The organism is Actinocrispum wychmicini (genome assembly GCF_004345645.1).
Lineage (GTDB): Bacteria > Actinomycetota > Actinomycetes > Mycobacteriales > Pseudonocardiaceae > Kibdelosporangium > Kibdelosporangium wychmicini.
The window spans coordinates 381152-405445 of sequence record NZ_SLWS01000011.1; the positions used below are offsets into that span (position 1 = coordinate 381152).

Genomic DNA, 24294 nt, shown 5'->3' on the forward strand with positions numbered 1-24294 from the left:
GATCGAGGTGACTGACCCGGACCGGACGTTTCTCACGCGTGGCCTGCGGGTTCCGGACCGGGTGACCATGCACCTGCTCGGTGACGACACGCCCGATCCGGCCCTGGACGGGCTGATCGTCACGCCCATGCCGTGCCTGGCCGGGGATCCGATCGCATTGGGTGCGGCGCTGCGGCGTGGGGCGACGCCGTGCTACCTGCGGGCGCGGCGGGGCAGTTCGGCCGAGTCGCTCGGCGCGGCCGCGTTCACCGAGTTGGGCCTGCCCGCGTTGGTGCTGGATCTCGCCCGTTGGGGAAGGACCGATCCGCGCGATGGGGTCCGCGTCGCCTGCCGGGAGGCCCGATTGCGTGGGGCTGGTCTGGTGGCGGGACCGGTGGAGGCGCTCGGCGACCAGGTCGGGTCGGTGGTGGCGGAGCTGTGCGCGACCGGTTGGCCGGTCGTGCTGCATGGACGGCGTTCGTGGGATCCACGGTGGTCGCCGGATGTACCGTTGGTGGTGGACGCGCCGCCGGTCGCGGCCACGGACATGGCCGAGCTGTGGAACAGCCTGCTGGCCGGTGAGGTCGACCCGGACATGGACGTGACCGCGAGCACGCACGCGCTCAACATGGACCCGGGCCAGGTGCGGCGCGCGGCGAACGCGACGTGGTGGCAGGCGGCGCACGCCGAACGTCGGATCGGCGCGGAGGAGCTGCGGGTCGGTATCCGGTCGCAGAACGCGGCCGGCCTCGAACAGCTGGCCCGCCGGGTGGATCCCCAGGCCGGTTGGGACGACCAGGTGCTGCCGCCGGCGCAGCTGAGCATGCTCCGCGAACTCGGGCTCCGGGCCCGGCACCGCGACCAGGTGCTGGACGGGTGGCAGATGCGTGGCACCGGCCGTGGAACGGGCATCGCGGCGTTGTTCACCGGGCCGCCGGGCACCGGGAAGACCCTGTCGGCCGAGGTGCTCGCGCACGACCTCGGTTTCGATCTGTACACAGTGGACATAGCCACGGTGGTGGACAAGTACGTCGGCGAGACGGAGAAGAACCTCGAACGGATCTTCTCCGAAGCCGAGCAGGTCAACGGTGTCCTGTTCTTCGACGAGGCCGACGCGTTGACCGCGAGGGGACTGAAGGTGACGCACACCCCTGAGGAATGACCAATCCTTCTGGGTGTCCGCCTCGAAATTGGTTGAACCGTCAGGCGCCTCTCCTCGTGTGTGTGGGCAGACGGAGGCCGCGTCGGAGCGGCACCGCATACCAGGAGGTCTTGTCATGAGGGGCGCTCGTGTCGGCGTGCTGAGTGCCATCGCCGCTCTGGGGCTACTGGGCTTGACCGCGTGCGGCAGCGGCAGCAGTTCCGGATCGGTGTCGGCTCCACCGCCCGACCAGGAGAAGGCGCAGGCCGCCGGGCCGCGTCCCAATCTGGTCGCGCAGGAGGTCGGCACGCTCGGCGTGGTGCTGACCGACCAGGAGGGCAGAACGCTCTACCGGTTCGACAAGGACACCGCCAAGCCGGCCGTCTCCAACTGCTACGGCGACTGCGCCCAGAAATGGCCGCCGCTGCTGGCGGCGGGCAAGCAGCTCACGTTCACCGGGGTGGACGAGAAGGCGATCGGCACCGTCACCCGCAAGGACGGCACCAAGCAGGTGACCGTCAACGGGTGGCCGATGTACACGTTCGCCAAGGACACCGCGCCGGGCCAGTTCAACGGCCAGGGTCAGGGTGGCACGTGGTTCGCCGCCACCCCCGAGGGCAAGAAGGCACAGGGCACCGCCCCGGCCGGATCCCAGCCGCCGCAGTCGCCGAAGCCGGTGACCTCGGCCCCGCCCGCGAATGGCAACAGTGGCAATGACACTGGCACTGGCTACTGACCTGACCACGCGAGCGGAGGGAGCCACCCGCGTGAACGCCTCAGTCGCCGTCGCTGGTGGCCCGCGAGCGCCATACGCCCTGCCACGTCCAGTAACCTCCGCGTCGACCCGATCCCCAGCGGAGAGGAACCTGGTGACGACTCCAGGCTGGTGGCCGCGGAGATCGCGGCGCGTACGTGGCGAGGACTTGGTTCGGTCGCTGTACAACGAGCACGGCGCGAGCCTGCTCGCGTACGCGACGCGGCTCACCAACGACAGGGCGGCTGCGGAGGACGTAGTCCAGGAGACGCTGCTGCGTGCTTGGAAGCACGCGGACGTGCTCACCGACGAGAAGGGGTCGGTGCGCGGCTGGTTGCTCACGGTGGCCAGGAACATCGTGACCGACCGGGCCAGGGCGCGTGCGGTCCGACCGCCCGAGGTGGCCGAGGTGACCGAGTCACCGTCGGTCGAACGGGACCACGCCGACCAGGTCGTCGACTCGATGGCCATGCTCGGCGCGCTGGAAGGCTTGTCTCCTGAGCACCGCGAGGTGCTCGTGGAGATCTACTACCGGGGCCGCACGGTCACCGAAGCCGCTCAGGCTTTGGGCATCGCCGCGGGTACCGTGAAATCACGCTCTTATTATGCATTGCGTGCCCTGCGGGCCGTGATGTCCAGCGGCGACAAAGGGATGGAGGTGCCCCGGTGAGCAGGCCAACGCATGACCACTCCTCGCTTGGGGCGTATGCCCTCGGCGTGCTGACCCCGCATGAAGCCACCGAGGTCGAGGCCCACCTGGCGGCCTGTCCCGACGGTCGACGCGAGGTGGCCGAACTGGTGGGCCTGCGAGAGGCACTGGACTCGGTGCCGCCCGAGGCGTTCATCGACGGCCCGCCTCCCGACGGCGACCTGCTGCTGCAGCGCACGCTGCGCAAGGTCAGGTCGGCCGAGGTGGCGGCGCCCGTAAGGCAGTCGTCCGGCGGCGCCCGCCGGCTGGTCGCGGTAGCCGCGGCCGTGGTGATCGCGGGCGGCGCGCTCGTGGGTGGCATCTTCATCGGCCAGGGCGCCGACGGCGGTACTCAGCAGGCCGCGGTCGAGGGACCGAAGTTCTCCGGGATCGACCAGGCCACGCACGCCAAACTGGACGTGCAGGTCCAGCCGCTGAAAGGCTGGGTGAAGGTGGCCGCGACCGCCAGCGGGATCAAGGCCGGTGAGCCGTGCCAGCTCGTGGTGACCGCGAAGGACGGCACCCAGCGGATCGCGGGCAGCTGGCTGGTGTCGTCGAACGCCGAGAGTGACGGCACGAAGTTGCAGGGTGCCGCCATGGTCGCCCCGCAGGACGTGAAGTCGGTCGACGTGATCACGTTCGACAACCGCAAGCTCGTCTCGGTGCCGGTCACCCTATGACCCGTCGCTACCGGTTCCGCAGCGTGTGGACGCTGCGAGTGCCGGTAGCGCAGGTATTCGAGGTGGTGACCGACCCGGGGACGTATCCGCTGTGGTGGCCGGACATCTACGGGGTCAGCCGGGTGGACGACGACACGGCCGAGGTGATCTGCCGCTCGGTCCTGCCGTACGCGTTGACGTTCCGGATGCACCGGGGCGAGCAGGATTTCGAGGCCGGCCGGATGGTGATCGGCCTGACCGGGGACTTGGAAGGCGTCAGCAGGGGGACACTGGTGACCCGACCGCACGGCGTCCACCTGGAGATCACCCAGGACGTTGTGGTGAACAAGCGTTTGCTTCAGGTGCTGGCGCCCGTCGCCGAACCCGCGTTCCGCGCCAACCACGCCGTCATGATGTGGCGTGGCCAGCGCGGACTGCGTCGTTTCCTAGGCCGGTGACGGCACCGGTTCTCGTTCGTCGACCATGGTCGCCTCGTTGAACGGGTCCTGGCCGGACAGCGCGCGGCGGGCCTGGTCGGGGTCGAACTCGCCGGTCCACTTGCCGATCAGGATGGTGGCGACGGCGTTGCCGGTGAAGTTCGTGAGCGCGCGGGCCTCGGACATGAACTTGTCGATGCCGATGATGAAGCCGACGCCGCCGACCAGGTCCGGCCGGTGTGACTGCAGGCCACCGGCCAGGGTGGCCAGGCCGGCGCCGGAGACGCCGGCGGCGCCCTTCGACGCGATGATCATGAACAGCAGCAGGCTGATCTGCTCGCCGAACGCGAGTGGCTGGTCCATGGCGTCGGCGATGAACAGGGTGGCCATCGTGAGGTAGATGGCGGTGCCGTCCAGGTTGAACGAGTAGCCGGTCGGGACCGTGATGCCGACCGTCTGGCGGCTCACCCCGACGTGCTCCATCTTCGCGATCAGCCGCGGCAGCGCGCTCTCCGAGGACGACGTGGAGAAGATCAGCAGGTACTCCCGGCCGAGGTAGCGCATCAGCTGGAAGATGTTGACCCTGGCCACACTCCACAGGACCAGCCCGAGCACCACGGCGATGAACAGGACGCACGTGAGGTAGAAGCCGAGCATGATCACCAGCAGGCTCTTCAACGCGGCCCAGCCGGTCGCGCCGACCACTGCCGCGATCGCGCCGAACGCGCCGAGCGGGGCCGCCCACATGATCATCGTCAGGACCTTGAACACCAGCCGCTGGATGTGCTCGATGCCGCGCAGCACCGGCTTGCCCCGCTCGCCCAGGCCCTGCAGCGCGAAGCCGACCAGGAGCGCCACCAGCAGCGTCTGCAGGACCTGACCGCTGGTCAACGACGACAGCAAGGTGGTCGGGATGATGCCGAGGATGAACGCGGTCGTGTCCTGCGGCTGGCCGACCTGCTTCTGCCCGGCCTGCTTGATCGAGTCGGTCAGGTGCAGCCCGGCGCCCGGCTCGATGATGTTGCCGACGATCAGGCCGATCACCAGCGCGACCGTCGACATGACGAGGAAGTACGCGATGGTCAGGCCACCGACCTTGCCCACCCGGGCCGCCTTGGCGATCGACCCGATGCCGAGGACCAGGGTGCAGAAGATGATCGGGCTGATCATCATCTTGATCAGGGCGATGAACCCGTCGCCGACCGGCTTGAGCGCGACCCCGGTCTTCGGGAACAGCAAGCCGACGATGACACCGAGGACGACCGCCACGATGACCGCGATGTACAGCACGTGCGTGCGGTCCCGGCGGGAGCGCTGTTCAACTGTGGACAAAGCTGGCCTCCTGTGCAGGCTGAACGTGGCCGTGGGCGGTGCCGACTATCCGTGTCCATATGACGTGGGTCACTGTTGTGTTCATATCGGTCGCGTGCCGCGGAGGTGACAGTGCGTGAGTGGAGCCTGGCCCGCCAGCTGCTGGTGTTGCAGGTGGTGATCGTCGGGGTGATCGTGGGCGGCGGGTCGATCCTGGCCTACCTGGACGCCGCCCGGAACACGGACGACGCGGCACGGCGAGAAGTCCTCGCGGTCGCGTACTCGGTGGCCGCCGCGCCGAGCGTGCAGGCCGCGCTGAGCACGCCGCGACCGTCCGACGCGTTGCAGCCGTTCGCCGAGCAGGTCCGGAAGGACACGGACGTCGACTTCGTGACGATCATGAGCCCGGACGGCATCAGGTTCAGCCATCCGAACCCGGCCGCGATCGGCCAGCACTTCCTCGGGCACACCGAGGGAGCGCTCGCGGGCGGCATCGTCACCGAGACGTACACCGGCACGCTCGGGCCCTCGATCCGGGCCGTCGTCCCGGTGTTCTCGTCATCGCGGCAGGTGGTGGCCCTGGTGTCGGTCGGGATCACGGTCACCGCCATCGCCGAGGAACTGCGGTCGCGGCTGTTCGCGGTCGTGCTGGTGGGGGTGGCGGCGCTGGCCGTCGGGCTGGCCGGGACGTACCTGGTGAGTGCCCGGCTGCGGCGGCAGACCCGGGGGATGGGGCCGGCGCGGCTGCGCCGGATGATCGACTACCACGAGTCGATCCTGCACGCCGTGCGTGAGGGGCTCCTGCTGCTGGACCGGGTCGGGACCGTGACCTTGTGCAACGACGCCGCCCGGGACCTGCTGGGCGTGCCCGAGGACGCCGACGGACGGCCGCTGGCGTCGCTCGGCCTGCCGTTGTCTCTTGTGGACAGTCTGCTGTCCGAAGGCCCGGTGCGCGACGAGATCCACGTGACCGACCGGCGGGTGCTGGTGGTGAACAAGTCCCTGGTCTGGAGCCAGGGGTCGGTGGTGACTCTGCGGGACCACACCGACCTGCAGGTGCTGACCGGCGAACTGGACTCGGTGAAGGGGTTCGCCGAGTCGTTGCGCTCGCAGGCCCATGAGGCGGCGAACCGGTTGCACACCGTGGTGTCGCTGATCGAGCTGGACCGGACCGCCGAGGCGATCCGCTTCGCCACCGACGAACTCCAGGTCGCGCAACGGTTGACCGACCGGGTCGTGGGCGCGGTGCACGAGCCGGTGCTGGCCGCGTTGCTGCTGGGGAAGATGGCGTCGGCGTCGGAACGCGGGATCGAGCTGGTGGTCACGCCGGACACGCAGATCGACGAGACCTCGTTGCCCGGCCGGGACCTGGTGACCGTGCTGGGCAACCTGATCGACAACGCCATGGACGCCGCGCTGGACGGCGACGAACCGGCCAAGGTCTTCGTGACCGTCCGGAAGTCGGCGTCGTCGGTGGTGCTGCGGGTCGCCGACACCGGACGTGGTCTGGAAGCATCCCAGGCCGCTTTCGAACGCGGATGGTCCACAAAGGACGGAAATCGTGGCCTGGGGCTGGCGCTGGTGGGTCAGACCGTCCGCCGCTACGGCGGGACCATTGAGGTCGGACACGACGGCGGCGCGGTGTTCACCGTGCGAATTCCGGAAGAATAGGTGCTTCCCGCCGGGGCGTGGGTGAGAATGGTCCACGCCAGGGGATGGGTGAGGTGTGCTGTGTTGGTGATCGACCCGGGTCTGCCGCCCGGTGAGCGGATTCGCCTGTACCGCAGGCGGGCGGGGCTCACCCAGGAGCAGTGTGCGCAGCTCAAGGGGTGCACGGTGTCCGCGTGGCGGAAGTGGGAGTCCGGCGAACGGCAGGTGGCCGCGTTCTCCGACTGGATCGAGATCGCCCGCATCCTGCGCGTCCGTGACCTGTACAAACTCACCGGGCTGCCGGTCGGCGAGCTGCCCGAGGACCCGACCGAACACGACACCGTGCCGGCCATCCGGGCCGCGATGCTGTCGTTCGACCCACGGCTGACCGACGAGCCGGACGTCTCCCGGCTGGACAAGGCGGTGGCGACGGCGTGGGCGATCTGGCAGGAACGCCGGCCGTTCACCCAGATCGGCTCGATGCTGCCGGGCCTGATCACCGAGGTCCGGGCGACCATCCCGCTGGTCGGCGGCCCGGACCGGGACCAGCTGCTGCGCACCGCGTCGATGCTCTACTTCCTCACCAGGGCGTTCACCAAACGCGTTGGCGCGCAAGACGTTTCGCTGCTTGCGGCGGACCGGGCGATGGCCGCCGCGATCAAGGCGGACGACCTGGACTACCGCGCGGCGGCGGCCTGGAACTCCGGCATGATCCTGGCCGAGCAGGGTCACACCGACGTGGTCCTCGAACTCGCCACCGACGCGGCCGCGGAACTCGAACCGACCCTGCCGGACGGCCCGGTGGAACGGATGAGCGTCTTCGGCGCGCTGCATCTGTTACGTGCCATGCAGTTCGCCCGTCTCGGCGACGAGCACGGCGTGGTGTGCGCGCTCGAAACGGCCGACAAGGTGGCGTCCACGCTGGGTGATCGCAACGACTTCCGTACCGTCTTCGGGCCGACGAACGTGGGGATCTACCGGGTGTGGCTCGCGGTCGAGCTGTCCAAACCGGGCGAGGCGATCCGGACCGCCCAACGCTACGACGTGACCGTCCTGCCCAGTGTGGAACGGCGTTTCTCGTACTACGTGGAGCTGGCGCGCGCGTACAGCATCCGCACCGAGGACGTTGCCGCCGTGCACATGTTGCTGCGCGCGGAACAGGAATCCGCGGAAGAGCTGCGGTTCAACGTGGAGGTCCGCGCGATGGTCCGGGAACTGCTGCGCCGCGAGAACATGGTCACCCGCTCCGAGTTGCGGCCGCTCGCCGACCGGATCGGCGTTCTGCGTTAGTCAAAGCCACCTAGGTGACTTTTCCGCCCTTAGGTGAGTGCCACCCGCAGGGACGGCGACACAGGGCGTGGTGCTGGGGTCCACCACCACGCGGGGCTGTTACTCGCCAGTAGCGACGTTAGCTGGAATCTGCCGATCACCATGACGGCAGGGCATTCACAGTAAGGCGATCACAGCGGGGAACGGGCACCGTGCGGGTGAGGGTGCCCGTTCGCCGTACCAGGGGGACGGACTGATTGGAGACCTCCGTGGCGATCACGCGCGAATCCCCCCGGACATCGACCCGACCGTGGTGGCTGGCCGGCGGCATGCTCGGCCTCGCCTTCGGGTATTTCTTCTGGTACACGCCTTACGCCGGGCTGACCAAGGCCCTGTCGTCCGGTCTGCTGCCCGGAATGGACAAACATGTCGGTGGCCTGGTGCTGTTACCGGCGGCGGCGTTGGGCACGCTGGTGGGCGCGCCGCTGTTCCTGGCGTTCACCGGATGGTGGCGGTACATCGGCGTCCGCGGCGGTAAACGATTTCCCAGCAACACCATGATCGTCGCGGGATTCTTCACCGCGCTGCTGATCGCGGCAACGACGCTGAACTACACGTTCGCCGGCGTCTCGATCCTGTTCATGCTGCTGATGATGCGGGCCGGGGTGCTGATCCTGTCGCCGATCGTGGACGCCGTCCGCCGGCGGAAGGTGCGCGTCTTCTCGTGGGTGGCGCTCGGTTTCAGCCTGCTCGCGGTGGCCACGGCACTGTTCGACGTCAACAGCTACGTGCTCACGTTCGGCGCGGTGGCGAGCCTGGCGATCTACTACACCGGGTACATTGGCCGGTTCCGGATCATGAGCCGGGTCGCGAAGACCGGGATCGAGGAGGTCGACCGCCGGTACTTCGCCGAGGAGTCGGTCACGTCGGCGGTGTGGCAGGTCGGGCTGTGCGTCGTGCTCGCGGTGCTGCCGCTCGGTGAGGTGTCGAGCGCGTTGCGGGAAGGGTTCACCACGTTCCTGATCACGCCGGCCGTGATCCCGGCGTTCGGCGTCGGACTGCTGTACGCCGCGCTGTACGTGTACGGCACGTTGATCTACCTGGACCACCGTGAGTACACCTGGTGTGTGCCCGCGAACCGGTGCGCCAGCCTGCTTTCCGGGCTGGTGGCGTCGTTCGGGCTGACCTGGCTGACCGGCATCGCCGCACCTGGCACCGGCCAGCTGATCGCGACCGGGTTCATCGGGTTGGCGATCCTGGCACTGAGCTATCCCGCGTTGTTCGGCCGCCCGGTGCTGCTGTTCGTCTGCGGCGGCAACACGTGCCGGTCCGCGATGGCCGCCGCGATCGCGATGGCGGCCGGCGGACGCCGCCAGGTGCTGAGCGCCGGCATGGACGCGAAGGAAGGCGCGCCCATGGCCACGCAGGCCGTGACGGCACTGCGTGAACTAGGCATCCCGGTGAACGGCCACCAGGCGCAGCGCCTCAATTCCGCCCTGATCAACAAGGCCACCACGGTGTACGTGATGACCGACGCCCAACGCGACGCGGTCCTGGCGATGGTGCCCGGGGCTTCGCGCAAGATCGTCCGGCTGGACGCGACCGGGGACATCCCCGACCCGCACGACCAGACCGAGTCGGCCTACCTGGACGTCGCCGAGAAGATCAAGGAGGCGGTCCACCGCCGGCTCGTGCCCGCCTAGACTCCCGAGCGTGATCAGGGTGCTGGTGGTCGAAGACGACCTCGTCGCCGCCGACGCGCATCGGCTTTACGTACAGCGTGTCGCGGACTTCGAGGTGGTCGGGGTGGCCCACACCGGCGCCGAGGCGATGCGGTTCGTCGAGCAGCACCCGGTCGACCTGCTGCTGCTCGACTTCTACCTGCCCGACGCGCACGGCCTGCAGATCGCCCGTGCCCTGCGCACCGCCAACCACACCGCGGACGTCATCGCGGTCACCTCCGCCCGTGACCTGGCCATGGTCCGGGCGGCGGTGTCCGCGGGCGTCGTCCAGTACCTGCTGAAACCCTTCACGTTCGCGACATTGCGGGACAAGCTGGAGCGCTACGCGCGCTTCCGGGACACCGTGACCGGAGAAGCGACGGGGCAGGACGAGGTGGACCGCGCGCTCGCAACCCTGCGCGGAACCGACGGCATCGCGTTGCCCAAGGGAATGAGCGCGGACACGCTCAGCGCGGTGGTCTCAGCTCTGCGCGAAGCGCCCGGTGGACTCTCCGCGGTGGGTGCCGCGGGAGCCGTGGGGATCTCCCGCGTGACGGCTCGCCGTTACCTGGAACACTTGGCGGACAAAGGAGTTGTCGCCCGCCGACCGCAGTACGGCCAGGTCGGCCGCCCGGAGTTGGTGTACAGCCTGTCCTAGTCGCGGTGACGGGCGCGGAAGGCCGCGGTCTTGACGCGGTTCTGGCACGCCGTGGAACAGAAACGTTTGGTGCCGTTACGCGTGACGTCAACGAACACGCGGTCGCACGCGGGCGCGGTGCAGACGCCGAGGCGGTCGTGCATGGGGTTGCCTAGGACGACGGCGAGTCCGGTGGCCATGGAGGCGATGTGGCTGCGTGCCCAAGAAGCGTCCGGCGCGTGGAAGTGCAGGTGCCACGGCTCGCCGTCGTGCCTCGTCAGGAACGGCGCTGCCTGGAAGTCGCGAAGGATGGTGTTGACGGTTGTGCAGGCGTCGTCGACTCGGCCGTCGTCGACGGCGGCGAACACCGAGCGAAGGCCCATGGCGTACGCGCGGAGTTCCTCGACCTCTTCGGGGGAACGGTCGGCGTAGTCGTCGTAGCCGGTGGCTGTGTATTCGCGTCCACGGGTGTGACCTGGGGTGAGGAGGTTGATCGCGCGGACAGCGGCGGCCACCACGTCACTGGTGTGACTGTCGAAGTTCACTTGACCAGTTACCCTCTCGATTGTAGGTTCGTCACTGTTGAACAGTACATCGACAGTTACTGGAGGGTGGATCATGGTGGCGTCAACTGTGGCCGCGGCCTGGGTGAACCGGTGGGACGCGCAGCAGGAACGCTATGTCGCGGACCGGGAAGAGCGGTTCGCCGTCCTCTGCGACATCGTCGAGAGCAGCCTGGCGACCGTGGCCGCGCCGGTCGTGCTGGACCTGGGGTGCGGGCCGGGGTCGCTCGCCGCCCGACTGCTCGCGCGACTGCCCCAAGCCCGGATCATCGGGCTGGACTACGACCCGCTGCTGCTCAGCCTGGCGCGTACGCACTACGGCGACACGATCGAATGGGTCGACACGGACCTCAACGGCACGGAATGGCCGAAACACGTACCGAACACCATTCACGCGGCGGTGTCCACGACGGCGTTGCACTGGATGCCGGGGAGTCGGCTGGCTGAGCTCTACCGCGGTCTTGCGACCCGGATGGCTCCTGGCGGTGTGCTGGTCAACGGCGACCACCTGAAGAACGGCGACGAACGGATCGACGCGCTCGCCGAAACTGTGCGCGCCCGCCGCGCCACCCGCGTCGGCGTGGACACCAACGAGGAGTGGTGGCCGTGGTGGGACGCGATCCTGGCCGACCCGAACTTCGAACACCAGGCCGAAGTTCGGGCTCGGCGGGTGGCCGAACGCCAGAAGGACGACGGCCACAACGGCAACGAGCTGACCGTCAACGACCACACCAGACTGCTGCGGACGGCCGGATTCCGCAGCGCGGCCCCGGTGTGGCAGGTCGGCGACGACACCGTGCTGGTCGCCGTGAAGTAGCTCAGCGGATCCGGCCCGGCACCCCGGGCCGGGTCTGCCACGGCCGCGGTCCCGTCAACGGTCGATATTCCACGCCCATCGCGTCCAGCCTGGGCAGGTGGTGGGTGACGAGCCGCTGCTCGAACTCCTCGTACGACCGTTCCCCGGAGCTCCAAACGACTTCGGCGAACGCGGCGAGCCGAGGGAAGGTCGCGTAGTCCACGCGCCGGGCGTTGTCCAGGTGCTCGGTCCAGACCTGCGCCTGCGCGCCCAACACCCGCTCGTGAAACTCTTCCGGCAGTGCGGCCGGGACGGGTTCGTAGGCGTAGACATCCGCGAGCGTGTGCAGGTAGCCGACTGGAACCGGCTCGTCGGGATGGTCGGCCTGGCGGTGGTCGAGATACACGTACTGCTCCGGGCACATCACGACGTCGTGCCCGGCGGACGCCGCCGCGACCCCGGCCTCCTCACCCCGCCACGACGCGACGATCGCCGCCGGCGGCAACGATCCCGCCTCCAGGATCTCGTCCCAGCCCAGCGTTCGCCGGCCGAGATTCGCCAGGTGGGCGGCCATCTGCCCGACGAACCAGCCGTGCAACTGCCGGGCCTCGGTGAACCCCTCGGCGTGCATCCGTTCCTTGGCGACCAGGTTGTCCTCCCACTGCACAGTGGGGACCTCATCGCCGCCGACGCAGATCACCGGACTGTCGAAGACCGTCACGACATGGTCGAGAACCTTGCGGTAGAACGCGATCGTACGGTCCGAGACGTTGAGCACGTTCTCGTTGATCCCCCAGTTGCGCAGCACCGGCAGGGACTCGCCGGTGTTGCCCAGTTCGGGGTACGCGGCGATCGCGGCCTGGCTGTGCCCGGGAATGTCCACTTCGGGCACGACCGTGATGTGTCTTTCCTTGGCGTACGCCACGATCTCGCGCATGTCCTCGGTCGTGTAGTAGCCGCCGTGCGGGCGGCCGTCGTGCTCGGTGGTGCCGTCCGGCTGCCGGCCGACCCACGATCCCGTGCGCCACGACCCGACCGACGTCAGCCCGGGGAACTCCGGGACCTCGATCCGCCAGCCCTGGTCGTCGGTCAGGTGCAGGTGCAGCACATTCAACTTGTGCGCGGCGAGCTGGTCGAGGAACCGGAACACCTCGTACTTGGGCATGAAATGCCGGGCCACGTCCAGCAGCACGCCACGCCAGCCGAACCGCGGGTGGTCCACGATCTCGCCGCACGGCAACGTCCGCGCCGGTTCGATCGACGCGGCCCGGAACGCGTCCGGACCGTACAGCTGGCGAAGCGTTTGCGCGGCATAGAAAGCGCCGGCTTCGTCCGCCGCCTCGATGGCGACCGCGGCTGGCGTGATCCGGATCCGGTAGCCTTCCGCCGGCAGGTCCGCGTTGAACGACACGGCTGGCGGCTCGTCGCCGACGTGGATCTCGCCGGTGAAAGTGGCCGATACCGGCCGGGGAAGTAACGTCATCCTTTGACCGCTCCGGAAAGTCCCGACACCAGGTGTCGTTGCACGAATACGAAGAAAATGAGGACGGGGATGGTCATCAGCGTGGATCCCGCCATGATCCCGCCCCAGTCCAGGTTCTCAGGGTTGTAGAACACGCGCAGCGCCTGCGGCAGCGTCCGGTTGTGCACGTCCGAATATATCAGCGTCTGCGCGAACAGGAAGTCGTTCCACGCGTGGATGAACGACAGCACGCTCGTCGCCACCAACCCGGGTGCCACCAGCGGGAACAACACCTGCCACGTGAACCGGAACCGGCTGGCGCCGTCCAGTGCCGCCGCCTCCTCCAGTTCCACGGGCACGGCCGCGACGAAGCCACGCAGCATCCAGATCGCGAACGGCAGGCTGAACGCGAGGTTCACGAGCACCAGCGGAGCGAGCTGGTTCAGTCCGAACGCGGGTGCCGTGTCCTGGACCGACCGCACCATGAAGAACAACGGGATGGTCAGCGCTTCAACCGGGATCATCTGCGCGACCAACAGCATCACCAGCAGTACCGTCCGGCCACGGAACCGGAACCTGGTCAACGCCACCGCCGACAGGAACGCCAGCAGGATCGACAGGCCGACCACGCACACCGCGACGATCGTGCTGTTCAGGAAGTACTGGCCGAACCCGTTGAGCCCCAACACCCGCTTGAAACTGTCCAAAGTGGGCGCCAGCGTCCACGGCCGCGGGTTCGCGGACTGGATCTCGCCGGCCGGTTTGAACGCCGACAACACCATCCAGTACAGCGGAATCGCCACCACCGCGGCGATCACGCAGCAGACAACCTCGGCGACGAGCCGGCCCGGCCGTTTTACGGCTGCCATCCGGACCTCCGCTGCGTCCGCAGGTACAGCACGGTGATGAGCAGCAGCAACACCGTCATCACCACACCGATCGCCGAGCCGAGACCGTAGTCCTCACCCGCGAACGCCTGCTGGTACGCGTACACGTTCAGCACCAGGTTCCGCCCGGCGATCCCGCCGCCGTTGGTCATCACGTAGACCTGGGTGAAGATCTTGAAGTCCCAGATGATCGACTGGATCGTGGCGATCACCAGCAACGGCCGCAGAATGGGCAGGATCACCCTGGTCGCCGTGCCCCACCAGGACGCGCCGTCCAGCTGGGCCGCTTCGACCACCTCACCCGGGATCGACTTGATCCCGGCGTACAGCGTGACCATCACGAACGGGAACGAGCACCAGATCACCTCGGCCGCGACCAGCGCGAACGTGGAAATCTGGCCGTAGGTCCAGGAGTGGCCGTGGGTGCCCAGCATCTCGTTGACCAGTCCGAAGTCGCGGTCGAACAGGAACAGCCACACGTACGACCCGGCCATCGCCGGTGTCGCCCACGCCCCCAGTGCGGCGAGGAAGAGCAGCATGCGCGGTACCGCACGGACCCGGCTCGCCAGTACCGCCAGGGCGGTTCCCACCAGGAGGCTGCCGATCACGCACACCGCGGCGAACAGGATCGTCGCCAGCAGCACCGACCAGAACTGCGGGTCGCCGAACAGGTTCGAGTAGTTCTGCAAACCGATGAACACCAGGGGCGCGGCGCCACTGGCCTGCGCCTGGCCGTACTTGTACAGGGAGATCTGGAGGAGCTGGTACAGCGGGTACGCCATCAGGCCGATCAGCAGAATCCCGGCAGGCAGCAGGTACAACATCGCCGCGCGGCCGTCACGCCTCTTTCGAACGGGCCGACGCGGCACCGGAACTTCGATCTCCGGTGCCGCGGCGGCCACTTTGCCCGAAGATCCGCTTGCGGGATCGAGCATTGGCAGAGCCATCAGCCGCCGAACGCCTTGTTCATCTCGCCCGCGGCGGCTTCCGTTGCCGCGTCGACGTTCTTGGCGCCGGTCGCGACCTGCTGGATCGCGGTCGGGATCACGCCCTGCGCGTCGATCTTCGTCCACGCCGGGGTGGTCGGCACGAACTTCGTGCCCGCCTGCACGGTCTGCACGAACGGCTCAAGGAACTTGTCGTTGCCGGCGATCTGCTGCTGCACGTCCTTGAGTGTCGGCAGGTTGCCCATGGAGCCGTACATCTTCTGCTGGTACTTCTTGCCCGCCAGCAGCTGGATGAACTGCAGCGACAGCGTGTAGTGCTTGCTGCCGCGGAACACGCCGAGCAGGTTGCCGCCCGCGAACGCCGGGGCGATCTTGCCCACCTCGGTGCCGGGCAACGGGACCACGGCGTAGTTCCCCTTGACCGTGCCGGCGTCGACCGCCTTGCGGTTGAAGTCGCCGCCGATGGTCATGCCGGCCTTGCCGCCGGCGAACGCCGCGACCGACTGGGTGCCGGTGAACTGGGCGCACGCGGCCGGCGGGCAGTTGTCGTCCTTGATCAGATCGGCGTACTGCTTGAGGCCGGCCTTGGCCTGGGTGCTGTTGATCGTGGACGACCACTTGTCGCCGTCCTGTTTGGCCACGTCACCGCCATTGGCCCAGACGAACGGCAGGGCGCCGTACGTGTACTTGCCGCCGACCGAGATGCCGTACAGGTCCGGCTTGGCCGCGTGGATCCTGCGGGCCGTGTCGGCCAGTTCGGCGAGCGTCTTCGGCGGCTGCAGGTTCAGCTCCTTGAAGACGTCCGTGCGGTAGTACAGCGCGCGGGTGCCCGTGAACCACGGGATGCCGTACGTCTTGCCGGCGACCTTCGCGGTGTCCAGCACCGACGGGATCAGTTCCTTGCCGTCCGGCCAGGCCGCGAGGTCGGTCGTCAGGTCCGCGAACCCGTTGGACGCGGCGTAGCCGGCCAGGTCGGTGTTGCCGAACTCGGCCACGTCCGGCGACGAGTTCTTGTCGTTGAACGCGCCGTTGAACCGGTTGGCCCGGCCGTCCACCGGCAGGTACTCCAAAGTGACCGTCACCCCGGGATGCGCCGCCTCGAACTCTTTCTTGGCGTCCGCGATCGTGGCTTCCTTGGGGGCGTTGCTGGCTTCCTGGAACAGCCACACCCGCAGTTCGCCGGTCATGTCGCCGACCGGCTGGCCGGCGGCGGCGGACGGCTGCGGCTGGGTGTTGGCCTGGGGCGGGCCGCAACCGACGACGAGCGCCCCGACAGCGGCTGCGGCCAGCACACCTCTGATTCTCATCATTCCTCCGGTTGCGTCTGACGCAACGAATGTTTCACATGCAACAATGTGACAGAGGGTAGGGCTGTGCACCTACCGGCACAAGGGTCTAAACCAATCCCGATGTGTCCGGATTCGGGCCTACCTGAACAGTGCGATCCCCACCGAGGTCACCGCGACCGAACCCGCGACCGCACCGAGCTTTCCAGTGGACGGGTTGCGGGACAACCAACTCACGGTGTTCGCCAACTGGTTGGACACGTACACCCATCTGCCGGTCGGGTCGAGCGTGAAGTGTCGCGGCCAGTGCCCACCGCACGGCGTGGTCTCGACGAACGCCAGCTCACCCGACCTGGCCACGCTGAACGTGGCGATGCTGTCGTGGCCGCGGTTCGAGGCGTACACGAACCGCCCGTCCGCGGACACCTGGACCTCCGCCGGGAAGTTCTGCGGCGGTGTGGCGCCGCCGAGCGTCCCGACCACCTGGCCAGCGGTGAGCCTGCCCGCGCCCGGATCCCAGGTCGCGACCGTGATCTCCGAGCGCAGTTCGCCGAGGATGTACACGTGCCGGCCGTTCGGGTGGAACGCCAGGTGCCGCGGCCCGGCCCCGACCGGCAGCTTCAACTGCTGGTTCAGGGCGAGCTTCCCGGAGTCGACGTCCAGGCTGTACACGTACACCGAGTCGGCGCCGAGGTCGACCGACAGCACCCATTGTCCGGTGGGGTCGTTGACGGTCTGGTGGGCGTGCGGGTCGCGGGTGTCGCCGGTGTGCTGCACCACATCGGTCACCGGCCCGATGCGGCCGTCCTCGTCCACCGGCAGCACGGACACCGAGCCGCTGCCGTAGTTGGACGCCAGCAGATAGCGTTCGCTGGCGTGCACGCTGACGTGCGTGGTGACGGACCCGTTGGCGGGCTGGGAGTTCAGCACGCGCGGCCGGGTCGGGTTGCCGAGGCTGAACGAGGTGACCCCGCCGTCGGGGTCGTTCTCGTTGGTGGTGAACAGAGTCCGGCGGTCACAGGAGAACGCGAACCACGACGGGTTGGCGATCCCGTTGACCGTGTGCCCGACCGTCAGCGTCCCCGATTCCGGGTCGACGCTGCCGACCTGCAGTCCCGGTCCGGCCGGCGTGTAGCTGCCGATGTACACAGTGGACCCACCCCTTCTGGCCGCCTCGGCGGGCAGTCCGGCGGCCAGCAGCACGCCGCCGGCCCCGACCGCCCCCAGGAATCCGCGCCTGTTGAGTTCGTTTGCCACCAGGAATCCCCTTCTTTGTGCGATGAACGGTCCCCGGCGCGGGACACTAACTGACGATGGCCATCAGGATGGCCGCCATGGCGAAGCCGACGAGCGACAGGATCGTCTCCAGCACGGTCCAGGTCTTCAGCGTGTCCTTCACCGAGATGCCGAAGTACCGGGACACGATCCAGAAGCCGCCGTCGTTGACGTGCGAGGCGATGATCGAGCCGGCGCAGATGGCGGCGACGATCAACGCCAGCTGTGCTTGTGAATAGCCCGCGTTGACGATGGTCGGGCCGATGATGGCCGCGGACGCGGCGATCGCTGCCGTCGCCGAACCCTGCGCGATCCGCAGGCCGCAGGAGATCACGTACGCGGCGACCAGCACGGGCAGGCCCCAGCCGTCGAGCGTGTGTTTGACGGCCGTGCCGATGCCGGTCTCGGTCAGCACCTTGCCGTAGAACGCGCCGGCGCCCACGACGAGCAGGATCATCGCGACCGGCCGCAGCGAGGCGTTGGCCAGTTCGGACACCTTCGACTTGGACATCCCCCGCCGGTAGCCCAGCAGCCAGAACGCCAGCAGCACGGCGATCGTGAGGGCGACCGCCGGCGTGCCGAAGAAGTTCGCGATCCCGGCCAGGGTCTTGTTGCCGGTCAGCCAGATGCTGCCGAACGTGCCGGCGAGGATCAGCAGCAACGGAATGGCGATGATCCACGCGACCAGCTGCAGCGACGGCTCGTTCCGGGGCTCGTCAACGGCGTCGTCGCCGTCGCCCGTGCCGTCGCCTCCGCCGGTGGTCACCTTCGACGCGGCCAGCATCTCCGCTGGCACCGGGATGTGGATCCGCTTGCCGATCCAGGACGAGAACAGGATCCCGCCCACGAACCAAGCGGGGATCGCGCACGCCGCGCCCATCAGGATCATCCAGCCTAGCTCGACGTGCAGCAGGCCGGCCGCGGCCACCGGACCCGGGTGCGGCGGCAGGAACGCGTGCGTCACCGACAGGCCGGCGATCAACGGCAGGCAGTACAGCAGGATCGACTTCTTGCCTTGTTGCGCGGCCACGTAAACCAGCGGCGCGAGCACGAAGATGCCGACGTCGAAGAACACCGGGATGCCGAAGATCAGCCCGGCCAGACCCATCGCCAGCGGCGCCCGGTTCTCGCCGACCGCGCGCAGCAGCGCCCGGGTGAGCACCTGTGCGCCGCCGGAGGCCTCCAGGATGGCGCCGAGGAACGTGCCCAGGCCGATGATGATGGTGATGTGGCCGAGGATCCCGCCGAACCCGAGTTCCAGGATCGAGTTGGCGGCGCCCTGCGCGGTGCCCACCAGCTTGGCCACCGGCATGCCTTGGGCGAGCGCGGTGAGCAGGCCGACGATCAGCAGCGCGATGAACGGTTCGACCTTGACCGCGATGATCAGCGCCAGCAGCAGCGCGATGCCGACGACGGCGAGCAGCAGCAGCCCGCCCGTCGAAGTTTGCAACCAGTTCAAGGGGACGGCTCCCTCAGGGGTTCAGATTCAGTGTGGCGTCGACGAACTCACGCGCCCGCAGGGCGATTTCCTTCAGCCGCGACTCCGCGGCCAGCGCGGGGGAGACCACGCCGCTGCCCGCGGTGACCGCGAGCGCGCCGGCTTCCAGGTACTCCGTGGCGTTGCCGGCGTGCAGGCCGCCGGTCGCCACCAATGACGTGCCCGGGTACGGGCCGTGCAGGTCCTTGAAGTACTCCGGACCCAACCTGGCCGCCGGGAACACCTTCACCGCTGTGGCGCCCAGCTCCACGGCGTCCGCCACCTCGGTCGGGGTCATCGCGCCGAGCACGATCGGCACACCCTGCCGGATGGCCTCCGCCGCCACTTTCGGCCGCAGGCCCGGTGTCAGCAGGAACTGCGCGCCCGCGTTGATGGCGTCCCGCGCGTCCTGCTCGGTCATCACCGTGCCCGCGCCGAGAATCAATCCGTCCACTTTGGCCGCCTGGGCCATCAGCGCCGGCGCGTTCGGGGTGGTGAACGAGAACTCGACAATCGGCATGCCGGCGTCGACCAGGGTCTGGCCGAGGCCGACCGGGTCGGGGATCTCGGGCGCGCGGATGATGCACAGGGCCCGCCACGCGGCGAGCTCGCTGAGGAGATCCATTCAGGCTCCCTGGTTGCGGATCGAGTGACCGGGCAACGCGCCCGTGTGCGTGCCGTCGTCGATCACCGGCGTGCCGTTGACCAGGACGTACGGGATGCCGGTCGCGGCCTGCCGCGGCTCGTCGAACGTGGCGGTGTCGGCCACTGTGTCCGGGTCGAACAGCACAAGGTCGGCCGTGTAGCCCTCGCGGAGAAGGCCGCGGTCAGCCAGCCGCAGCCGGTTGGCTGCGCGGCCGGTCAGGTGCGCGACGCACTCCTCCAGGTCCAGCACGCCCAGCTCGCGGACGTACCGGGCGAGGTAACGCGGGAACGTGCCCCACGCGCGCGGGTGCGGGCGTTCGCCGACGAGCAACCCGTCGCTCCCGCCGGTGTGCGCCGGGTGCTTCATGATCGCCTGGACGTTGTCCTCGTGGCCGACGTGCATCAGGCACGAGGTACCCAGCCGCTCGGCCACCAGAACATCGAAGTACAGCTCGGCCGGTGGCCGGCCGGCCCGGCGCGCCGACTCGGCCACCGAATGGCCGACGAACCGGCTGTTCTCCTCGCGGCGGACGCCGTTGATCTCGATCGTGTCCCAGTCCACCGGGACGCCGTGGCAGCCGTCCGAGCCGGTTTCCTCAAGGTCCCGCCGGATCCGCTCCCGGGTGTCCTGGTCGGACAGTCGCCTGAGCGTCTCGTCCGGGCCGCCCTCCGCCGACCAGCTCGGCAGCAGCGCCGACAGGTAGGTCGCGCCCGGCAGGTACGGGTACGTGTCCAACGTGATGTCGCAGCCGTCGGCGATGGCGTTGTCCAACAACGACAGCAGCTCGCCCGCGCGGCCTTTGTTCACCGGGAAGTTCATCGTGGCGTGCGCCAGATGCAGCGGGCAGCCGGAACGCTTGGACACGTCGACCATCTCGGCATACGCCTCGACGGCACCCGCGCCGTAGCTGCGGTGGTGCGGGCTGTAGTAGCCGCCGTTCCTGCCCACGACCTCGCACAACGCCACCAGCTCAGCGGTGTCCGCGTACATCCCTGGCGTGTACGTCAGGCCGGACGACATGCCCATGGCGCCTTCGCGCAGGCCCTGCAGGACGACCTCACGCATCCGGTCCAGCTCGTCCTCGCGCGCCGGCCGGTCGTCCCAGCCGACCACGAGCATCCGGATCGTGCCCTGCGGCAACAGGTACGCGGCGTTGACCGCGATGCCCTCGTCCAGCCGGTCCAGGTACTCGCGGACACCGCGCCAGTTCCAGTCGAAGCCCACCGGGTCGTCGTTCCAGCCCGCGAGCTGGGCCCGCAGCCCGGCCAGGGTGGCGTCGTCGACGGGCGCGTACGACAGGCCGTCCTGGCCGAGGACCTCGCAGGTCACGCCCTGGGAGACCTTGGCGAGGTGGTCAGGTTTCGCCAGGATCTGGATGTCGGAGTGGGAGTGCATGTCGATGAAGCCAGGCGCGAGCACGAGGCCGTGCGCGTCGATCACCCGCGTGCCGGCCAGCCGCCGGCCGGTGGCGATCTCGGCGATCCGCCCGGCCTGGACGCCGACGTCGGCCTGATAGCGAGGGGCACCCGTGCCGTCGACGACCGTCGCGCCCCGGACCACGATGTCCATAGTGGACTCCTCAGAAGTACGTGCGGATCAAGTCGACCACGGTCTCGCCGTCCGCGCCGACCGCCGGCAGCAGCTGCCACTTGTCGAACACCGTGCACGGATGCGACAGCCCCAGCCCGATCCAGTCGCCGACCCGCACGTCGGCACCGTCCACCGCCATGAACGAGTGCTGGTCGTTCATGGCCGTGACCACACAGCCGGTCAATGGTTTGGTTCCGTCGCCGGTCCGGATCAGCTGCGGCTCGGGCAGGCCCTCGTCGAACGACGCGTCCCGCTTGCCGATCGTGAGCAATGCCAGGTCCGGCTGGGGTTTGGACGTCACCTGCGCCCACGCCCGCAAAGCGGGCCGGAACGCCGGGACGCCGCCGATCCGGGCGTGCTCGCCGAGCGGTGAGACGCCTCGGTAGAAGCCGTCGTCGTGGGTGACGTACGCGCCGCTGCGCAGCACCGGCAGCACAGGCAGACCCGTCGGCCACGGCTGGGTCAAGGCGTCCGCCACGTGATCGAAGTACGCGCTGCCGCCGACCGTCACGATCACCCGATCGAGATCGTCGAAATGCCCGGTCAGCGTGATCGTCAGCTCCCGGATAGCCTGCATGTACGCGTCGACCGTGGCGAACGCCTCGGCTGAGGCGTCATGGGCGAGCGCGCCCTCGTATCCGCCGACGCCGACCAGCCGCAGCGCCGGGCTCGTCGCGACCGCGTCCGCTACGGCGACCGCGGTCGGCAGGTCCCGGGCGCCGGTCCGGCCACCGGCCGCGCCCAGCTCCACCAGCACGTCGACTTTGCGCTTGGCGTCGGCGAGCCCTTCGGTCATCAGCTCGACCCCGCGGACCGAGTCGACCCAGCAGCAGAACTCGAACTCCGGGTGCGCTTCCAGCTCCGCGGCGAGCCAGCGCAGTGCGGCCGGGTCGACGAGCTGGTTGGCCATCAGGATCCGGTTCACCCCGAACGCCCGGTAGACGCGCAGCTGGCTGGCGTTGGCCGTGGTGATCGCCCACGACCCGCGGTCCAGCTGGCGCTGGAACAGCTGCGGAGCCATGGTGGTCTTGCCGTGCGGGGCCAGCTCGACCCCCTTGGCCGCGCACCAGCGGGCCATGGTCGCGATGTTGTGGTCGACGGCTTCGTCGTCCAGCACGACCAGCGGACCGACGAAGCCGTCGGAGAACAGGTTCGGCCTGGTCGCGAGCGCCTCGGCCACGGTCCGGCCGAACAGTGCCGACGGCATGCCCTTGCAGCGCCAGTCGATCCGGTCCTCGCCGAGGCTCGCCACGGCAGCGGCATCGATGCCGACCATTTCCCCTCCATTGCGTATCGTGCAACGGCTATTGCGCGATGTGATGCGGAGGTGTGTAGCATCCCCATCGCCGCCAGGTCAACGTTGGTGACTCGAGTGAGCCCCGCCGCCGACGGGCTCGAAAGGATGGATGGTGGACACGGATGTGCTGTGCCTCGGCGAGTCGATGGCACTGTTCGTTCCCGGCGAGCCCGGACCGGTGGACGAGGTCCGCACGTGGATCCGCACGGTCGGCGGCGCGGAGTCCAATGTGGCCTGCAACCTGGCCATGCTCGGCCTGCGCTCGGCGTGGGTGAGCGCGGTCGGCGCGGACGCGTTCGGCCGGGCGGTGGTGACGGCCGTGGCCGCGAAAGGCGTCGACGTGTCCGGTGTCCTGGTGGACCCGGCGCGGCCGACAGGCTTGTACGTCAAGGAAAGCAGCGCGTCCGGCAGTCCCGTGCGGTACTACCGGTGTGGGTCCGCCGCGTCCGGCCTGGGCCCGTCGGTGGTTGCCGGACTGCGCCTCGACGGCGTGCGGATCGTGCACGTAAGTGGGATCAACGCCGCCCTTTCGGACTCGTGCCTGGCACTGATGTGGGCGCTGACGGAGGCGCCCCGGAGCACCCACCGGCTGTCGTTCGACCTGAACTGGCGGCCGAAACTGTGGTCGGATCGTGACCCGTCGGTCCTGCGCGAGCTGGCGAACGCCGCCGACATCGTGTTCGCCGGCGACGACGAGGCGGAACTGGTCTGGGGGACGGGCGAGCCCGCGGCGATCCGCAAGATCCTGCCCGACCCACGGACCCTGGTGGTGAAGCACGGCGAACGCGGCGCCACCCTGATCGAGGGCGACAGCACGCTGTTCGCGCCGGCGTTGCGGGTGGACGTCGTCGAGCCGGTCGGCGCGGGTGACGCGTTCGCCGCCGGTTTCCTCGCCGCGACACTGGCTGGCGAGTCGCTGCTGCGGCGACTGCGTTCCGGACACCTGCAGGCCGCTGTCGCACTGCGTACGCACGACGATGTCGGGACACCTTTGCCGGCTACTCTTGTGCGCTCGTTGCTCGACGCGGACGACGAGACATGGGCCGCCACGCACCTGGGGGAGACATGAGTCAGAGTGTCGACCGGGCCCTGACGTTGCTGGCCGGGCTCGCCGAAGGCCCGAAAACCCTCGACGACCTGGCCGGGGCCGTCGGCGTGCACAAGTCGACCGTGCTGCGGCTGCTGCGCACCCTGGAATCCCACCGGTTCGTGCAACGCGACGGAGTCCGGTACTACCGGCTCGGCACCGCCCTGTTCGACCTGGCCAACCGCTCGCTGGAGGACCGCGACGTCCGGCGCAGTGTCGAACCGGCGCTGCGGGAGCTGAACAGCCTCACCGGCCACACCGTCCACCTCGCCTCCTATGAGGACGGCGAGGTCGTCTACATCGACAAGTACGAGTCCCGCCACCAGGTCCGGATGTACTCGCGGATCGGCAAACGCGCGCCCCTGCACTGCACGGCGGTCGCCAAGATCCTCGTCGGCGCGCTGCCCCTGACGCGACGCCAGGAGATCGCGGCGACGCTGCAGTACCCGAAACTCACCGACAACACGATCACCACTGCCGAGGGCTATCTCGCCGAGTTGGTCCGCGTAGCGGAACGCGGGTATGCCATCGACAACGCCGAACACGAGGACTTCATCCACTGCATCGCCGCACCCATCCGCGGCGCGCGCGGCGAGGTGCTCGCGGCCATGTCACTGTCGGTGCCGCAGGTACTGTTGGATCTTGACGGGCTGCTGGGGCTCGTGCCGGACCTGTTGCGCGCGGCGGAGAAAGCGTCCGTCGAGTGCGGGTACCACCGTTAGGAAGGGAACACCG

Annotated in this window: 23 protein-coding genes; 12 read left to right on the forward strand and 11 right to left on the reverse strand. The window is 68.8% G+C overall.

Going from position 1 to position 24294, the window contains the following annotated elements; genetic code table 11:
• Positions 1-7 precede the first annotated feature (7 nt).
• The 5 genes from EV192_RS41185 (at position 8) to EV192_RS41205 (ending at position 3679) form a co-directional block, all read left to right on the forward strand.
• Positions 8-1141, forward strand: coding sequence for an ATP-binding protein (locus EV192_RS41185; RefSeq protein ID WP_132124151.1), 1134 nt, complete (start codon positions 8-10; stop codon positions 1139-1141).
• 115 nt (positions 1142-1256) lie between these two features.
• Positions 1257-1856, forward strand: coding sequence for a hypothetical protein (locus EV192_RS41190; protein ID WP_132124152.1), 600 nt, complete (start codon positions 1257-1259; stop codon positions 1854-1856).
• Between the two features lie 133 nt (positions 1857-1989).
• Positions 1990-2544, forward strand: a complete 555-nt coding sequence (locus tag EV192_RS41195; protein WP_165960894.1) for a sigma-70 family RNA polymerase sigma factor — start codon at positions 1990-1992, stop codon at positions 2542-2544.
• Positions 2541-3242 carry an anti-sigma factor family protein gene (locus tag EV192_RS41200; protein ID WP_132124154.1) on the forward strand — a complete coding sequence of 234 codons (702 nt, stop codon included), beginning with the start codon at positions 2541-2543 and terminating at the stop codon, positions 3240-3242. The genes EV192_RS41195 and EV192_RS41200 overlap by 4 nt, the downstream gene beginning before the upstream one ends.
• The gene (locus tag EV192_RS41205) at positions 3239-3679 is read left to right on the forward strand and encodes an SRPBCC family protein (protein WP_132124155.1); all 441 of its coding nucleotides are present in this window, start codon (positions 3239-3241) and stop codon (positions 3677-3679) included. Before EV192_RS41200 ends, EV192_RS41205 begins: the two co-directional genes overlap by 4 nt.
• Here the strand turns inward: EV192_RS41205 and EV192_RS41210 are convergent.
• Positions 3668-4990: a cation:dicarboxylate symporter family transporter gene (locus EV192_RS41210; RefSeq protein WP_132124156.1), complete on the reverse strand. Its 1323-nt coding sequence runs from the start codon at positions 4988-4990 to the stop codon at positions 3668-3670. The genes EV192_RS41205 and EV192_RS41210 overlap by 12 nt on opposite strands.
• Before the next feature lie 111 nt (positions 4991-5101).
• Here EV192_RS41210 and EV192_RS41215 point away from each other — a divergent pair, with 111 nt between their 5' ends.
• From EV192_RS41215 to EV192_RS41230, 4 genes are all read left to right on the forward strand, one after another.
• On the forward strand, positions 5102-6640 hold the full coding sequence (locus EV192_RS41215) for an ATP-binding protein (RefSeq protein WP_243727390.1): 1539 nt from the start codon (positions 5102-5104) through the stop codon (positions 6638-6640).
• A gap of 66 nt (positions 6641-6706) precedes the next feature.
• Positions 6707-7909, forward strand: coding sequence for a helix-turn-helix domain-containing protein (locus EV192_RS41220; RefSeq protein WP_207926602.1), 1203 nt, complete (start codon positions 6707-6709; stop codon positions 7907-7909).
• Between the two features lie 248 nt (positions 7910-8157).
• Positions 8158-9591, forward strand: a complete 1434-nt coding sequence (locus EV192_RS41225) for an arsenate reductase/protein-tyrosine-phosphatase family protein (RefSeq protein ID WP_132124157.1) — start codon at positions 8158-8160, stop codon at positions 9589-9591.
• 10 nt (positions 9592-9601) lie between these two features.
• A complete protein-coding gene (locus EV192_RS41230; RefSeq protein ID WP_132124158.1) occupies positions 9602-10267 on the forward strand; it encodes a response regulator in 666 nt (221 codons plus the stop codon).
• On the opposite strand, the gene EV192_RS41235 is transcribed toward EV192_RS41230, so the two are convergent.
• Positions 10264-10791: a CGNR zinc finger domain-containing protein gene (locus EV192_RS41235; RefSeq protein WP_243727391.1), complete on the reverse strand. Its 528-nt coding sequence runs from the start codon at positions 10789-10791 to the stop codon at positions 10264-10266. The genes EV192_RS41230 and EV192_RS41235 overlap by 4 nt on opposite strands.
• A gap of 73 nt (positions 10792-10864) precedes the next feature.
• Between EV192_RS41235 and EV192_RS41240 the strand changes: the two genes are divergently transcribed.
• A complete protein-coding gene (locus EV192_RS41240; RefSeq protein ID WP_132124160.1) occupies positions 10865-11626 on the forward strand; it encodes a class I SAM-dependent methyltransferase in 762 nt (253 codons plus the stop codon).
• A 1-nt stretch (position 11627) separates the two neighbouring features.
• On the opposite strand, the gene EV192_RS41245 is transcribed toward EV192_RS41240, so the two are convergent.
• The 9 genes from EV192_RS41245 to EV192_RS41285 all read right to left on the reverse strand — a co-directional run bounded on the left by EV192_RS41245 (position 11628) and on the right by EV192_RS41285 (position 22451).
• Positions 11628-13088, reverse strand: coding sequence for a beta-N-acetylhexosaminidase (locus tag EV192_RS41245; RefSeq protein ID WP_132124161.1), 1461 nt, complete (start codon positions 13086-13088; stop codon positions 11628-11630).
• Positions 13085-13936: a carbohydrate ABC transporter permease gene (locus tag EV192_RS41250; protein WP_132124162.1), complete on the reverse strand. Its 852-nt coding sequence runs from the start codon at positions 13934-13936 to the stop codon at positions 13085-13087. The genes EV192_RS41245 and EV192_RS41250 overlap by 4 nt, the downstream gene beginning before the upstream one ends.
• Positions 13924-14778, reverse strand: a complete 855-nt coding sequence (locus EV192_RS41255; RefSeq protein ID WP_243727399.1) for a carbohydrate ABC transporter permease — start codon at positions 14776-14778, stop codon at positions 13924-13926. The genes EV192_RS41250 and EV192_RS41255 overlap by 13 nt, the downstream gene beginning before the upstream one ends.
• 122 nt (positions 14779-14900) lie before the next feature.
• A complete protein-coding gene (locus tag EV192_RS41260; RefSeq protein WP_132124163.1) occupies positions 14901-16208 on the reverse strand; it encodes an extracellular solute-binding protein in 1308 nt (435 codons plus the stop codon).
• A gap of 120 nt (positions 16209-16328) precedes the next feature.
• On the reverse strand, positions 16329-17444 hold the full coding sequence (locus EV192_RS41265; RefSeq protein WP_132124164.1) for a lactonase family protein: 1116 nt from the start codon (positions 17442-17444) through the stop codon (positions 16329-16331).
• 46 nt (positions 17445-17490) lie between these two features.
• Entirely contained in the window at positions 17491-18921 is a 1431-nt protein-coding gene (locus tag EV192_RS41270; protein ID WP_132124165.1) for a GntP family permease, read from the reverse strand.
• Positions 18922-18934: 13 nt separating this feature from the next.
• A complete protein-coding gene (locus EV192_RS41275) occupies positions 18935-19564 on the reverse strand; it encodes a bifunctional 4-hydroxy-2-oxoglutarate aldolase/2-dehydro-3-deoxy-phosphogluconate aldolase (protein ID WP_132124166.1) in 630 nt (209 codons plus the stop codon).
• Entirely contained in the window at positions 19565-21154 is a 1590-nt protein-coding gene (locus EV192_RS41280) for an N-acyl-D-amino-acid deacylase family protein (RefSeq protein WP_132124167.1), read from the reverse strand.
• A gap of 10 nt (positions 21155-21164) precedes the next feature.
• Entirely contained in the window at positions 21165-22451 is a 1287-nt protein-coding gene (locus EV192_RS41285; protein WP_132124168.1) for an amino acid deaminase, read from the reverse strand.
• 130 nt (positions 22452-22581) lie between these two features.
• On the opposite strand from EV192_RS41285, the gene EV192_RS41290 reads away from it, so the two are divergent.
• Both EV192_RS41290 and EV192_RS41295 read left to right on the forward strand, forming a co-directional pair.
• Positions 22582-23541: a sugar kinase gene (locus EV192_RS41290; RefSeq protein ID WP_132124169.1), complete on the forward strand. Its 960-nt coding sequence runs from the start codon at positions 22582-22584 to the stop codon at positions 23539-23541.
• Positions 23538-24281 (forward strand): IclR family transcriptional regulator, encoded by a 744-nt coding sequence (locus tag EV192_RS41295; protein WP_132124170.1) that lies wholly within the window; start codon positions 23538-23540, stop codon positions 24279-24281. The genes EV192_RS41290 and EV192_RS41295 overlap by 4 nt, the downstream gene beginning before the upstream one ends.
• The last annotated feature ends 13 nt before the right edge of the window (positions 24282-24294 follow it).